This is a genomic window from Candidatus Binatia bacterium, assembly GCA_036382395.1.
In the GTDB taxonomy this organism is placed as follows: Bacteria; Desulfobacterota; Binatia; order HRBIN30; family HRBIN30; genus JAGDMS01.
Window position 1 is genome coordinate 1 of the sequence record DASVHW010000258.1, and the last position, 13,160, is coordinate 13,160.

The following is a 13,160-nucleotide window of genomic DNA, read 5'->3' on the forward strand; positions in this document are numbered from 1 at the left end:
AAGAGCACGGGCTGCAGTGTGGGTTTTGCACCCCGGGGTTCTTGATGTCGGCGTATGAACTGCTGCGGCAGCATCCGCAGCCGACCGACGACGAGATCAAGGAGGCGCTGGGCGGCAACCTCTGCCGCTGTACGGGGTACATGGCCATTCTGAAGTCGGTCCGCCTGGCGGCGACGAAACTCAGTGCGGCGTCGCCCGCTCCCGCTGGGAAAGGGAGTGCTTCTTCCCCCTCGCCCGCTGGGAAAGGGTAGGGGTGCGGGCGCACGAGGTGCCGGCGACGCCGAATCGGCTGTGGAAGCTGATACAGGGGCAAAAATGTGAAACGTAAAACGGAAGCGTCCATCGTCTTACGTTTTACGTCTCACGCTTTAATGACCGACCAAGGAGGATAGCGTGGCAAACACAGATCACTTCGTAGCATTGACCGAATGCCATCTGATGAATGAGCAATCGCTTGCCGAGATGAGTTACTACCCGGGCTTCCAGCAGTGGTGGGGCAGTGTGGATGGGGTGGTGGGGGTTTGGGCGGGGAAGAAGTTGAGCGGCGGAGCCGACATGCCGCACCCACGCGCCTCCGAGCTCATCAAGTGGATGGACAAGGCCGGCGTCGACGTGACCTTTGCGCTTCGCGAAGGGATGATGGACGTCTCCGGCTATGCGACGTGCATGTCCACCAACGCCTTCGTCATGCAGGACATCGCTCCGTATCCCGACCGGATCTATCTCGAATGCAACGTCGGACCCGTCCTCCGGCGCGGGGTCAAACACGCCATCTGGGAGCTGGAGCACATGGTGAAGAACTGCAACGCCAAGCTCTGCAAAGTCTACCAGTGCGAGGACGAGGGCCCGCTCAATGACAAGCGCATGTGGCCGTTCTACGAGAAGGCCTGCGAGTTGGACATCGCGCTCACCATGCACACGGGAATGGCCTACGTAATGCCGCAACCCAGCAAGTACACGTTGCCCATCCTGTTGGATGATATTCTCATCGATTTCCCCGAGCTGAAGATCATCGCCTATCACATGGGGTGGCCCTATCACGAGGAACTCTTCGGATTGGCCGGAAAGCACAGGAACCTCTACATCAGCATGTCGGGCATCGTCGGCTGGTTCCAGCGCGCCCCGTATCGCGGCTACCACATGATCGGCGAGGCGTTGGATTGGGCCGGTGCCGACAAGATCGTGATGGGTTTGGACCTCGCCTTCGACGATATGCCGAGAGTGGTGGATTGGGTCCGGAATCTCGAGATGCCGCAAGAGCTGCAAGAGAAATGGGGATACCGCCCGATCACCGATGAGATCCGGGCCAAGATGCTCGGCCTCAATATCGCCCGGCTCGCCAAGATCAAGCCGAAGAAGCGGTTGAAGGCAGCGCCGGCGAACGCCGCGCCGGCGAACGCCGCGAAAGCCCAGAAGCGTTGATCCCAACTGCAGAGTGGTAGGTCCGTCCACGTTACGCCGTGTCCGCTGCGGCGGCCGGTGCCGTATTGTTTCAGATCGGAGTGAGCCATGAGTGATTCGCCGAAGATGCCACCGACGATGCTGTACGAGAAGCGCGACCGCATCGCCATCATCACCATCAATCGGCCGGAGTCGATGAACGCCTTCACGGCCGAGATGTTGGCGGCGATGGATACCGCGTTCGCCGATTTCAACAGGGACCCCAATCTGTGGGTCGCCATCTTCACCGCGGCCGGCGAGAAGAGCTTCTGCACGGGAATGGATCTGAAGGAAGCCATTCCAATGGTCACCGGCGGCGATGAGATGGGCTACGGAGACCACACCAAGCGCCCGTTCTCGGATGTCTTCAAGCCGATCATCGCCGCAGTCAACGGGTACTGCATCGCCGGCGGGTTGGAGTTCCTGCAGGGAACCGATCTGCGCATCGTGGCGGAGCACGCCAGCTTCGGCCTGGGCGAGGTGCGCTGGGGGATCATCCCCAGTGGCGGTTCGCACATCCGGCTGCCGCGGCAGATCCCGTGGGCGGTGGCGATGGAGCTGCTGCTGATGGGACGGCCCATCACCGCAAAGCGTGCTTACGACATCGGCCTGGTGAACGAGGTTGTCCCGCTCGACCAGTTGATGCCGACGGCGCTGAAGTGGGCGGAGACGATCTGCAAGAACGGTCCGCTGGCGGTGCGAACGGCCAAAGAGATCGCCGTGCGTGCGCTCGGGCTCGAATCCGGCTTCGTGCTGGAGAAGGCGCTCGCCGCGCGCGTCTTCATTTCGGAGGACGCCAAGGAAGGGCCACGCGCCTTCGTCGAGAAACGCCCGCCGAAGTTCACCGGTCGCTGACGTTTCTGGCGCCCTCTTGAGGCGTGAAGCGTATTGCCTACCGCCCATCGCCAGGAACTATATCCAATACGCCATATGCCAGAGCCTGAGGCAGTGTGCGGCGGGATAGTTCGCCCGGCGCGCCGGCCGCCGGGCTGGAACGCGCCTGGGCCGCCGCCTGCGGTGCCGCATGATCGAGCCGACGTGTGGCCGGGGCCGGGTGAAGACCTGTGCTATCTCGCCGGTGACTGGCGCATTCTCCAGCGCATTCGAGGACATCGCTGGTCGTTGGACGATCTGGTGACGGCATGGTTTGCGGCGCAACTCACCGAGGCGACGCCACCCGCGCGCCTCGCCGATCTCGGCTGCGGGATCGGGGCCGTGCTCTTGTTGCTTGCCTGGCGTTTTCCCCAGGCACGCTGCGCCGGCATCGAGGCGCAGCCACTCAGTGTGGCGTTGGCACGTCGTTCACTCGGGTGGAACGGTGCGGAAGGCCGCTGCGAGGTGCGCCTCGGCGATCTGCGAGATCCTGGCGCGTTTTCGGAGGGCGCGGTTTACGAGCTGGTAACCGGAACGCCCCCCTACCTGCCAGCCGGCACGGCCACCGAGCCGACGCGCGTGCAGCAGGCGCCCTGTCACATCGAGCAGCGTGGTGGCATCGAGGCCTACTGTGCGGCGGCCGCGCGCCTGATGACCCCCAAGGCGCGTTTCGTCGTCTGTCACGCAGCGCCGCAAAGTGAGCGCGCCGTTGCCGCGGCGCGAATGTCCGGACTCGCGATCGAGTCTCGCTGCGACGTGATCCCGCGGCAGGGCAAAGGCGCGCTGTTTGCTGTGTACTCCATGCGGCATGTCGGCGAGGTCAATTGCGTTACGGCGCTGCCACCGCTGGTGGTGCGTGACGCGCACGGTCAGCGCACCGATGCGTTCCGCGTTCTACGGCAGCAGATGGGCATGCCGCCGTAAGGCAGAGCCACCTGGCCCGAGAGCACCCGCAGCCAACAGACGAGCACGGAAAGCCAGCGCTGCGAAGTCTAAAGGCTCGTAGCACGATCACTTCATCCTTCGATCGCGAAGTTGCCCAGGGCGGTAGCGGCCCATAGGTGCTTGGGCGATCCTCCTGTGGCTGGCGCGGGACGGCGGGCTTCGCTATACAGCACGGGTGCGAGCTACTCCGGAGAATCCTTTCGGAATCAGCCCGTTCATGCACGGGTTGGCCAAGCTTCTTTTCCGCCTCGCCGGTTGGAGGACCGAGGGTACTGTCCACCGGCCGCTCCGTTTTGTCGTCATCGCCGCGCCGCACACTTCGAATTGGGACGGCGTCATCATGATGGTGGCGGCCCACATCTTCCGCATGAAGATGGCGTGGTTCGTCAAGGACGCGGCATTCTTCTTCCCGCTCGGGCTGATCATCCGCTCCTTCGGCGGCGTGCCTATCGATCGCTCGGCGCGCCACAACATGGTCGCCCAAGCAGTGGAGCGGTTCCAAAAGAGCGACCAGCTCATCCTCGCGGTGCCGCCCGAAGCCACTCGCAAGAAGTCGACGTCGTGGAAGACCGGTTTCTACCACATCGCCCGAGGTGCCGGCGTACCGATTGTGCTCGGCTATCTCGATTACCGGCGCAAAATAGCGGGCCTGGGACCCGCCTTCACGCCGACAGGCGACATCGAAGCCGACTTCCGGGTGTTCGAGAAATTCTACGCCTCGGTCACGCCGAAGTTTCCCGAGCTTCGCGGCGTGGTGGCGGTCGATCCCAAGTCGATCGCTCGCGACCGCTCCGCGGCGTAACGCGGTGCTGCGAATCCTCAGTAGATGACCTGCTTCTCGATGAGCTGGCGGTAACGCTCCTCCGATAATCCCAGCAGCTCTTTGAAGACGTGGTCGTTGTCCTGGCCGATGCTTGGGCCGGGGTGGACGTTGGCCTCGGTGCGGCTCGTCTTGACGTAGGCGCCGTAAATAGTCTCTTGAAATCCAAGCGGGTGCGTCACCTCGATGAAGGTGCCGCGGGCGCGGTAGTGTGGGTCGTGGAGCAGATCGGCCACGTTGAGGACCGGCGCGGCGGCGACGCCGTGGCGCTGGAGGAGCTGCGCCAGCTCGTAGTCGTTGAAGGCGCGGGTCCACTCGGCCAGACGTTCGTGCAACGCGGAGATGTTTCTGACGCGAACTGCCGGGCTGGCGAACTCGGGCGTCTGCGCCCACTCCGGATTGCCCATCGCCGTCAGTAAACCACGCCACTCCTGGTCGGTGGCGACGGCGATGCTGATCCAGCGGTCCTCGCCGGCACACGGGAACACGCCGTGAGGCGCAGCGGCCGCCAACGGATGCCGGTTACCCATCGGCCCGGCGACGCGGCCGTTGAGTTCGTAGTCCATGAACGCCGGGCCAACCATCTGCATCACCACTTCTTGCTGCGAGTAGTCGATGTGCTGTCCTTTGCCGGTGCGGTCACGGTAGCTGAGCGCGACCAGGACGGCGAAGGCGCCCATGACACCGTTGTACGGATCTGCAAAGGCATTCTCGAAAGGGATCGGTGGCCCGCCGAAATAGCCGGTCAGGCTGTCGATGCCGGTGATGCTACTCAGGCTCAAACCGTAGGTTCTGACGTCCTTGAGTGGGCCGTAGAGGCCGGCAGCGGGCATGGAGGACATGACGATGTCCGGCTTGAGGGCGCGCAGATCTTCATATCCGAGGTGCAGCTCCTGCATCACCCCGGGGCCGAAGTTCTCCACCACGACATCGCTCTTGGCGATGAGTTGCCGGGCTAGTTCCTGCGCCTCGGGCTTCTTGAGATTGAGGCTGACACTGCCGTTGCCCGCCCAGCCGGCGTGGTTCGAGATGCTACGGTCCGGGTCGCGCACGCCCCCGGCGAAGGGAGGCAGCATCCGGGTCAGGTCGATGCGGGCGCGCGATTCGATCTTGTAGACCTCGGCGCCGAGAAAGCCGAGGGTCTGGCCGGTGACGGGGCCAGCCCAGACCCAGCCGAAGTTCGCTACGCGGATGCCTTTCAGTGGAAGTGCCTTTGCCATCTTCAACCTAGATCACGCCGTCACGGTGGAGTCGTTGCAGCTCGGCGGAACTCATGCCCAGGAGTGTTCCGTATACCTCGTCGTTGTGCTGCCCGAGCAGCGGTGCCGGCTTGGTCGGACCGCCCGGGCTCTCCGGCAGCTTGAAGGGCGCGCCGAGATCACGGATCTTCCCCAGCGCCGGATGTTCCAGATCCACGATGTATCCGCGCTCCTTCAGGTGCGGGTGCTCGGCTGCTTCCGCAACGGTGAAGACCGCGGTTATGGGACAGCCAGCAGCCTGGCACAGATCCATGATCTCCCGCTTGGTGTGCTCCATTGTCCATTGCTCGATCAGCGGGTACATGGCGTCGGCGTTCTGCGCGCGGACGAGCATCTCCTGGAACATCTCGAGCTGCATCCACTCGGGGTTGCCCATCACACGGGCGAGCCCATTCCACTGGCCGGGCTCCAAGGCGAGGATCCAGACATGGCCGTCCTTGCACGGAAGGATGGTGGCCGGAGCGCCCAGGGACATTCCGACTCCCGTGCGGCGGTCGAACTTGCCGTCCTGCGCGTACGCCCCGATATTCTGGGAGCCGACGAACAACGCGGCGATGGCTTCGGCGCAGGACACATCGAGCTGCTGGCCGCCGCCTGCTTGTCGCCGTCCGTACACCGCCGCCAGTCCCCACGCAGCCGCGGTCGTGGCGCCGTAGAAATCGGCGGCGAAGGTGCCGTGCTCCAGCGGTACGTCACCGGGCCGGCCGCAGTAGCGGCTGCTGGCACCGCTGAGATGAAACGCGTTCAGGTCGCAGCCGTTCCAGTCGCTGTACGGTCCGGTCTGACCGTAAGGCGTGATCGAGACCATCACCAGGTTCGGATTCACTGGGGAGAGGCTAGGGTAGTCCAGGCCCCAGTCCCGCATCTGTTTCGGGTGATTGTTCTCGATGAGCATGTCGGCTTGCTGCACCAGCCGGAGAAAGATGTCGCGCCCGCGGGCCGCGGTCACGTCCAGTGTGATGCCGCGCTTGTTGGTGTTCATGAAAAAGAACAGGCCGCTCTTTTCGAGATGCGGTTGATCTTGTGGGAACGGTCCCCACTGGCGGGAGAGGTCGCCGGTTCGAGGCGGCTCGACCTTGATGACCTCCGCACCATAGTCGGCAAACAGCTTGCCACAGTAGGGTGCCGACACCAGTTGACCCAACTCGAGGATGCGAATTCCTTCTAGCGCGCCGTCCATCTGTTCAGCCCTGTGCTCAGGAGTCTGTCCTTATTGGCAAATCCCGCCCAAGCAAGCAACGCTGCGGGGAGGAGACTTGCAGGTTCCTCATGGGATGCGCTGATCCCTTTCCGTTCAGACGAGAAAATTGCCGTAGCCGGTGGCGACGGGACGTTCCGGATCGTCCTGCCAAGCGATGACGCGGACGTGGGCGATGCGTTTGCCGAGCTTCACCACTTCCGCCCGAGCGGTCGAGTCCAAAGGCCCGGCGCTTCTGAGGTAGTTGACGTTGAAGTTGATCGGCTTCGGAATGCGGTCGCCGCCCATCTGGTGAATCAACTCCACCAGTGCCGCCATCTCCAGAAACGCGCCGACGACGCCGCCGTGAATTGCGGGCAACCGGCGGTTTCCAACTATGCCGTCACGGAAGGTCAGGTGTGTGATCCACCCTTCCCCGCTCGCCCTCGCCTCGATCCCGATCATGCGGGCATAGGGAATCCTGCTGACGACTTCGTCGGGTGTCATTGCTTACCCCTGCGCGGTCCCGGCAATCCGCTTCAGACGGGTACCGTTTCCAGAATGCCGGGCGGCATCGGGTTCGCCCCCAGCATGTAGGTCAACAACGAAGTCGCGAAGGGGTCGTCCCGATCGTCGTGGTAGGCGACGCCGCGGACGAAGGCGACGTTCTTGGTGACCCTGTAACAGTGGGCGTAGCCGAGGAGATCGCGGCCGGGTGTGGCGGGCCGCAGGTAATCCACCCGGAGGTCGATCGTTGCGATCGACTTCAGCTCGTCGAGGCTGCACATCACGGCGAGGCCACCCGCCTGATCCAGCAGCGTGGTGATCACGCCGCCGAAGACGACGCCACGGCTCGGGTCGCCGATGAGCTTTTCGTGAAAGGGGATCTTGAGCGTCGCCTTGCAGGGGCCTGCGTGCAGCGCGATCACGGGCAGTTCGCGGCAGTGCGGCACATGCTCCATGATGTGAGGGGGATTGTCCCCGAAAAACGCGCTGATGACGTAATTCTTTGCTTCCATGCGCCGAGTCGATATCCTGGACTCCGCGCCGTCCTACGTCAATGGCGGCAGGTACCACGGTCCCCTCGCGCATGGCTGGCGGGCACGCTGGCGCCCTCGTGCGGCGGGAAGGTTGTATCCAGCTAGCGAGCAAGGTATCGGTCCAAACCCATGGAGTTCGGTGGAATCACACTGGTGACCGGTGCGAGCGGGTTCATCGGCAGACACACCGTCGCACAACTTGTGGCGCGCGGCGTGCGGGTGCGGGCGACTGGGCTGCTCCTGCAAGAGAAGTCGTATTTCGATCGTTTGGGCGTGGAGTTCGTCGCGTCAGATCTGACCAGGCCGGAAACCCTGCCTCCTCTCTTCCGTGGGGTGGACCGGGTGTTTCACCTGGGAGCCATCTGCAACCTGTCAACACCCTATGAACGGCTGTATCCGATCAACGTGCTTGGGGTCGATCACATCACTCAGCTGGGGCTCGACGCGGGCGTGCGGAAATTCGTCCACGTCGGCTCGACCAGTGTGTACGGCCGCTACCGGGGAGTGCCGTTCACGGAAGATGCGCCGCGCCATCCCCAGGACGACTACGGAAGGAGCAAACAGGACGGTGAAGATGTGGTGTGGCGCCGCATCCGCGAGGGTTTGGCGGCGGTGATCACGCGCCCCTGCACGGTGTACGGGCCTGGGTGTAACGATGGCGCCGGCAAAGTGTTCTCACGCCGCACTTCGATCCTGGCCATTCCGGGAAGCGGCAAGCAGCGCCTGTCCAACGTGCGCGTCGAGGATGTCGCCGCGGCGGTGGTGCACCTCTCGCATTGCGATGATGCCGTCGGTAAGGCGTTCAACATCGTGGACGACAGCCATCCCACCGTCGAAGAGGCGCTGACGATAGCGGCACGGACGTTTGGCGCGCGTCCGCCGCGGCTGCATCTGCCCATTGGCATGGTCAGAGCGTTTGCCCGTGGGGATGGGCTCATTGCCAAGTTGCGGGGCCGGATTCCGGATCTGGAATACGATGCCGTGCGCTTCCTCAGCGACGATTACCTGGTGGACAACGCCGCGCTGAAAGCCACGGGTTACCGGTTCATCTATCCCGATTTCGAAACCTCGATACGGCAGCTGGTGCTGTCCTCTCCCTCGCTGTGCGGGGACTGTCGATAAATGACCGGCCGCTGGTTTCGTATACCGTATTTTCCGTGTGCTTCCGTAGCGGCGCAGCATGCTGCGCCCCTACATTCGGAGAAAATCGACAGTCCCTTCGCGGGACGGGTGGGGTGAGGGCTCTTCAACGACGCAAGGAGTACATCGCATGCAGGCAGTGGTGATCACGGGAATTGCCCAGGGGATGGGGCGCGAGGTGGCCAGGCTCTTGGCGCGGTCGCAGACGCCGGTGGCGGGCTTCGATGTCGATGTGGAGGGCATCGCGGTGCTGCAAGCCGAGCTGGAAAGGGTGGGCTGCCCTCATCTGTTGACGACGTTGAACATCACCGATCGCCGCGGGATTCTTCACTTCAGAGACATGGTGCTGGGGAAGTTTGGACGGGTCGATGCGGTGCTGTCGAACGTCGGCATCGGGTTCTTTGGCCCCTTCGAGGAAGTGGATCTGGGCAAGGCGCTCACGTGTCTGGAGATCAACGTGATTGGGACGGCGGCCATCTTTCAGGCCTTCATCCCATCGATGCGGGCGAACCGGTCAGGGAAGCTGATCGCCGTGTCGTCGCTGGTCGGGCAGATTCCGTTCCCGTTCGAGTCGATTTATTCGGCGAGCAAGTTCGCGGTCGAGGGGCTGGTGCTTTCCTTGCGTTACGAGGTGGAGCCGTTCGGCATCAAGGTCGCTTTGATCCAGCCAGCGCAGGTGTCCACGGCGTTTGCCGCCAAGATCCACCAGCGGCCCGCGCAAAGCTCGCCGTACTGGGAGCGGGTCGATCGTTTCATCAAGCGCGATGAGGAACTGATCAAGACTGCTCCGACTCCGGCGCAAGCCGCGGCTGAAATCGTCAAGGTGATCGGCGCAGCCAGTCCCAAGCTGCACAATCAGATCGATGCGAAGAGCAGACTGTTCCTGAGGCTCAACCGATTGCTGCCGCAGAGGATGCGTGACGCCCTCCTGCTGCGGCAGATGGACATCAACGTGTGACGGACAAGCGGACCGTCGCCTTCATTCCTCTTCGATCTGCGAATCGAAAAACTTGACCAGATTGCCGCGGTTCTCGGTGGTGTTGAACTCGATGGCGGCGCGCGGGTGCTGGTTGAGCATCCCTGTGATCATGTAGGGAATGTCGAATCCCCAGAGCAACTTCTCGCGCAACGGCTCGATGTGTTCCTGGATGCACTGGAGGACCGGTCGCAGTCGGTACTTGGGATTGTGCAGGAAGCCGATCAGCAGCTCGATGGGGCAATTGCCGGCGCCACGGCCGAGTCCGGCCATGCTGCCGTCGAGCAGGTTGGCGCCCATGATCACCGCCTCGATGGTGTTGGCGTACGCCAACTGCTGATTGTTGTGGGCGTGCATGCCGATGGTCTTGCCACGCGGCCCCGCCAGACGAAAGAATTTCTCCAAGAGGTAGCGAATCTGCTCGCTGTAGAACGACCCGAAGCTGTCGACCAGATAAATGACATCCACCTCGGAATCCGCGAGAATGGCGATCGCCTCGTCCAGCTCCCACTCCGGGATGGTCGAAGCCGCCATCAGGTTCAGCGTGGTTTCATAGCCTTTGTCGTGGGCGTCCTTGATCATGTCCAGGGCGACGGGGATCTGATGGATGTAGGTGGCAATCCGGATCATGTTCAGCACGCTCTGGCTGCGGGGCAGGATGTCCTCGTGATAATCGGTGCGTTCCGCATCGGCCATGACCGAGAGCTTCAACGGCGTATCATTGTCGCCGACGACGCGGCGCAGGTCGTCCTCGTTGCAAAATTTCCATTTCCCATATTGCGGTCCCACGAAGATGCGCTGGGACGCTTTGTATCCGAGCTCCATGTAATCGATGCCAGCTTGGACGCACGCCGCGTACACAGCCCGTACGGTCTTCTCTTCGAACTGGTGGTTATTCATGAGGCCGCCGTCGCGAATGGTGCAGTCCAGGATCTTGATTTCCGGGCGATACGTAAGCCACCGGCGGGCTGAGCCCTCTTGCTCTTTACTCGTTTTTGCTTCCACGGTTTGGTCTCCTGCGCCAGGGCTGGCTTCAAGTGCCAACCCCTGCAATTCAGATGAAACGATTGACATTCCCCAGCCGAAAAAGCAAAGCGGACGGCGTTGATTCTCGACGCGCCGACCGCGGGGTGGCGAGCACCCGCCTGCCTGAGCCGCCGCGAAGGCTTATGTTGCGAAGGCTTATGGAGAAACCCGGGGGGAGCAGCTAAAAGTGGCAGAAGCTAATATGCCTCCTTTTTGAAGGCCCTCAGACAGTATGGACGGACATGCTAAACAAGATGTCTTTGTCGAGAAGTTTGTCACCTTACGCAAGCTCGTCGCCACACCCCAGCTTCAACAGGCCAAAACGCTGCTTGCGGGCGAGCCGGAGAAGCCGTTGCTGCGGGCCTTGCTGGAGTTGGGATTCATCAGTGACGCCGACGCCAAGACCATCCTGCAACTCTATGAGAAGAGTGTGGCCGATCAGCCACGCGGGCCGGCGGCACAGACGCTAGCCCAGCCGGCTGAGGGGCCGGCGCCCCCCGGCTCATCCAGCAGCCCACCCGGGGCACAACCCATTACGCCACCGGTCCCAGCGATTCCCGAGGCGGACGCTGAGCGCATCGCCGCTTTCAATCATCTCCATGATTACTTGAACTATGCCCGCGAGGTGAGTGCCTCCGACCTCCATCTGAGCGTCGGCGCTCCGCCGGTGATTCGGAAGTACGGCCGGCTGTGGCCGCTTTGCATGGAGCCGTTGGCGCCCGAGCAGACTGAGAGGCTGCTGTTTCAGATCCTGACGGAGGAGCAGAGGACATCCTGTCGGGAACACAAGGCACTGGATTTCTGCTACCGGGCGCCGGATCTGGGCCGTTACCGCAGCTGCATTCTGAAACAGCGGACGGGATGGGACGGGGCCTTCCGCGTGATTCAGTCGAAGGTCCCGACCTTCGACGAGCTCGGTCTGCCCGAGCAATTGCGGCGACTGACAGAGTTCAACCAAGGCCTGGTCTTGATCACCGGCCCAAATGGTTGCGGAAAATCAACCACCATGGCCGCGATGGTTGAGCTGATCAACCAAGGTCGCGGTGAGCACATCATCACGATCGAGGACCCGGTCGAATACAATTTCGTGCCGGCGCTGTCGCAGATCAATCAGCGGGAAGTTGGCTCGCACACCAAGAGCTTCGCGGCGGCGTTGCGGGCCGCCCTGCGTGAAGATCCGGACGTCATCGTCATTGGAGAGCTGCGTGATCGGGAAACCGTCTCCCTAGCCATCACGGCTGCAGAAACCGGCCACTTGGTGTTCGGCACGATGCATACGACGTCAGCGGCGCGGACTATCGACCGCATCCTCGATGTGTTTCCACCGGACGAGCAGCCGCAGATCCGCAGCATGATTTCCGAGTCGATCAGGGGGATTGTCTGCCAGCAACTGATTCCGCGTCGCGACGGTAGCGGGCGAGCGCTGGCGCTCGAAGTCATGCTGAATACGACGGCGGTCGCCAACCTGGTGCGCGAACGCAAGCTGTTTCAGATCCCATCCATCATCCAGACCTCGAGGCAGCAAGGGATGATCCTCTTGGACAATTCCTTGTTGGATCTGGTCAACGCCGGTGTCATCGATGGCGTGGAAGCCTATTACGCATCCGACAACAAGGCGCACTTCCTGAAATGGGCGCCGCGGATCGATGGCATGGCGGCCGAGGGATAGCCGATGGCCAAGATCGATCAGCTATTCGACTTCATGATGGGCCAGGACGGGTCGGATCTGCATTTGGCGGAGGGGCAGCCGCCGAAGATCCGGCGCCATGGGCGCCTCATGAAACTGGACCACCCCGTGCTGACGGCCACGATGATGCTCGAGTACCTCCAGGAGATCTGCCCTGCGGAGCGCTGGCAGCACTTCCTGCAATCCGGGGATTTGGACTTCGCCTACGTGCTCGGCGAAAAGGCGCGCTTCCGTTCGAACTACTTCTACCAGGCCCACGGCATGGGGGCCGTATTCCGCACCATTCCCAGCAAGATCAAGACGGTCGATGAACTCAACTTGCCCGCGGTGTTGAAAACCTTCAGCTTGTTGCGCTCGGGGTTGGTGTTGGTGACTGGGCCAACCGGGTCCGGCAAGTCCACCACGCTGGCGGCGATCGTTGATCTCATCAACGAGACCAGCGCGCGTCACATGCTGACCATCGAAGAACCGATCGAGTTCGTGCACCTCAACAAGAAATCGATCATCTGCCAGCGCGAGGTCGGCATCGACGTGAACTCCTTTGCCGACGGGCTGCGAACCGCCGGGCGCCAGGATTGCGACGTGATCCTCGTGGGCGAGATGCGCGATTACGAGACCATCTCTCTCGCCGTCAGCGCCGCAACGACAGGCTCCTTGGTGTTCGGGACCTTACACACCAATTCCGCCGTCAAGACGGTGGACCGGATCATCGATGCCTTTCCGGCGGCACAGCAGGCGCAGATTCGCACCATGCTGGCGGATTGTCTCAAGGGCGTG

Annotated in this window: 14 protein-coding genes; 9 read left to right on the forward strand and 5 right to left on the reverse strand. The window is 62.6% G+C overall.

Annotated features, from left to right (window positions below; genetic code table 11):
• The 5 genes from VF515_11995 to VF515_12015 form a co-directional block, all read left to right on the forward strand.
• Positions 1 to 251 (forward strand): 2Fe-2S iron-sulfur cluster-binding protein (locus VF515_11995; protein ID HEX7408356.1); only part of this gene is annotated, 251 nt, incomplete at its 5' end.
• Positions 252 to 393: 142 nt separating this feature from the next.
• Positions 394 to 1,422 carry an amidohydrolase family protein gene (locus VF515_12000; protein HEX7408357.1) on the forward strand — a complete coding sequence of 343 codons (1,029 nt, stop codon included), beginning with the start codon at positions 394 to 396 and terminating at the stop codon, positions 1,420 to 1,422.
• Positions 1,423 to 1,509: 87 nt separating this feature from the next.
• Positions 1,510 to 2,295 carry an enoyl-CoA hydratase-related protein gene (locus tag VF515_12005; protein HEX7408358.1) on the forward strand — a complete coding sequence of 262 codons (786 nt, stop codon included), beginning with the start codon at positions 1,510 to 1,512 and terminating at the stop codon, positions 2,293 to 2,295.
• A 162-nt stretch (positions 2,296 to 2,457) separates the two neighbouring features.
• Complete coding sequence (locus VF515_12010; protein HEX7408359.1) at positions 2,458 to 3,237, forward strand: methyltransferase; 780 nt, start codon at positions 2,458 to 2,460, stop codon at positions 3,235 to 3,237.
• 238 nt (positions 3,238 to 3,475) lie between these two features.
• The gene (locus VF515_12015) at positions 3,476 to 4,060 is read left to right on the forward strand and encodes a lysophospholipid acyltransferase family protein (protein ID HEX7408360.1); all 585 of its coding nucleotides are present in this window, start codon (positions 3,476 to 3,478) and stop codon (positions 4,058 to 4,060) included.
• A 17-nt stretch (positions 4,061 to 4,077) separates the two neighbouring features.
• Here the strand turns inward: VF515_12015 and VF515_12020 are convergent, their stop codons facing one another.
• The 4 genes from VF515_12020 to VF515_12035 all read right to left on the reverse strand — a co-directional run bounded on the left by VF515_12020 (position 4,078) and on the right by VF515_12035 (position 7,533).
• Positions 4,078 to 5,298 carry a CoA transferase gene (locus tag VF515_12020; protein HEX7408361.1) on the reverse strand — a complete coding sequence of 407 codons (1,221 nt, stop codon included), beginning with the start codon at positions 5,296 to 5,298 and terminating at the stop codon, positions 4,078 to 4,080.
• Between the two features lie 7 nt (positions 5,299 to 5,305).
• Positions 5,306 to 6,517 carry a CoA transferase gene (locus tag VF515_12025; GenBank protein ID HEX7408362.1) on the reverse strand — a complete coding sequence of 404 codons (1,212 nt, stop codon included), beginning with the start codon at positions 6,515 to 6,517 and terminating at the stop codon, positions 5,306 to 5,308.
• Positions 6,518 to 6,631: 114 nt separating this feature from the next.
• Positions 6,632 to 7,021 (reverse strand): PaaI family thioesterase, encoded by a 390-nt coding sequence (locus VF515_12030; protein ID HEX7408363.1) that lies wholly within the window; start codon positions 7,019 to 7,021, stop codon positions 6,632 to 6,634.
• 32 nt (positions 7,022 to 7,053) lie between these two features.
• Positions 7,054 to 7,533: a PaaI family thioesterase gene (locus VF515_12035; GenBank protein HEX7408364.1), complete on the reverse strand. Its 480-nt coding sequence runs from the start codon at positions 7,531 to 7,533 to the stop codon at positions 7,054 to 7,056.
• A gap of 150 nt (positions 7,534 to 7,683) precedes the next feature.
• Here VF515_12035 and VF515_12040 point away from each other — a divergent pair, with 150 nt between their 5' ends.
• Positions 7,684 to 8,676, forward strand: a complete 993-nt coding sequence (locus tag VF515_12040) for an NAD-dependent epimerase/dehydratase family protein (protein HEX7408365.1) — start codon at positions 7,684 to 7,686, stop codon at positions 8,674 to 8,676.
• Between the two features lie 148 nt (positions 8,677 to 8,824).
• Positions 8,825 to 9,652 (forward strand): SDR family NAD(P)-dependent oxidoreductase, encoded by an 828-nt coding sequence (locus VF515_12045; GenBank protein HEX7408366.1) that lies wholly within the window; start codon positions 8,825 to 8,827, stop codon positions 9,650 to 9,652.
• Positions 9,653 to 9,673: 21 nt separating this feature from the next.
• Here the strand turns inward: VF515_12045 and VF515_12050 are convergent, their stop codons facing one another.
• Positions 9,674 to 10,570 carry an aldolase catalytic domain-containing protein gene (locus VF515_12050; GenBank protein ID HEX7408367.1) on the reverse strand — a complete coding sequence of 299 codons (897 nt, stop codon included), beginning with the start codon at positions 10,568 to 10,570 and terminating at the stop codon, positions 9,674 to 9,676.
• A 358-nt stretch (positions 10,571 to 10,928) separates the two neighbouring features.
• Between VF515_12050 and VF515_12055 the strand changes: the two genes are divergently transcribed.
• Both VF515_12055 and VF515_12060 read left to right on the forward strand, forming a co-directional pair.
• Entirely contained in the window at positions 10,929 to 12,365 is a 1,437-nt protein-coding gene (locus tag VF515_12055; GenBank protein ID HEX7408368.1) for a PilT/PilU family type 4a pilus ATPase, read from the forward strand.
• 3 nt (positions 12,366 to 12,368) lie between these two features.
• Positions 12,369 to 13,160, forward strand: a 792-nt coding sequence (locus VF515_12060) for a PilT/PilU family type 4a pilus ATPase (protein HEX7408369.1), incomplete at its 3' end; no start/stop codon positions are given.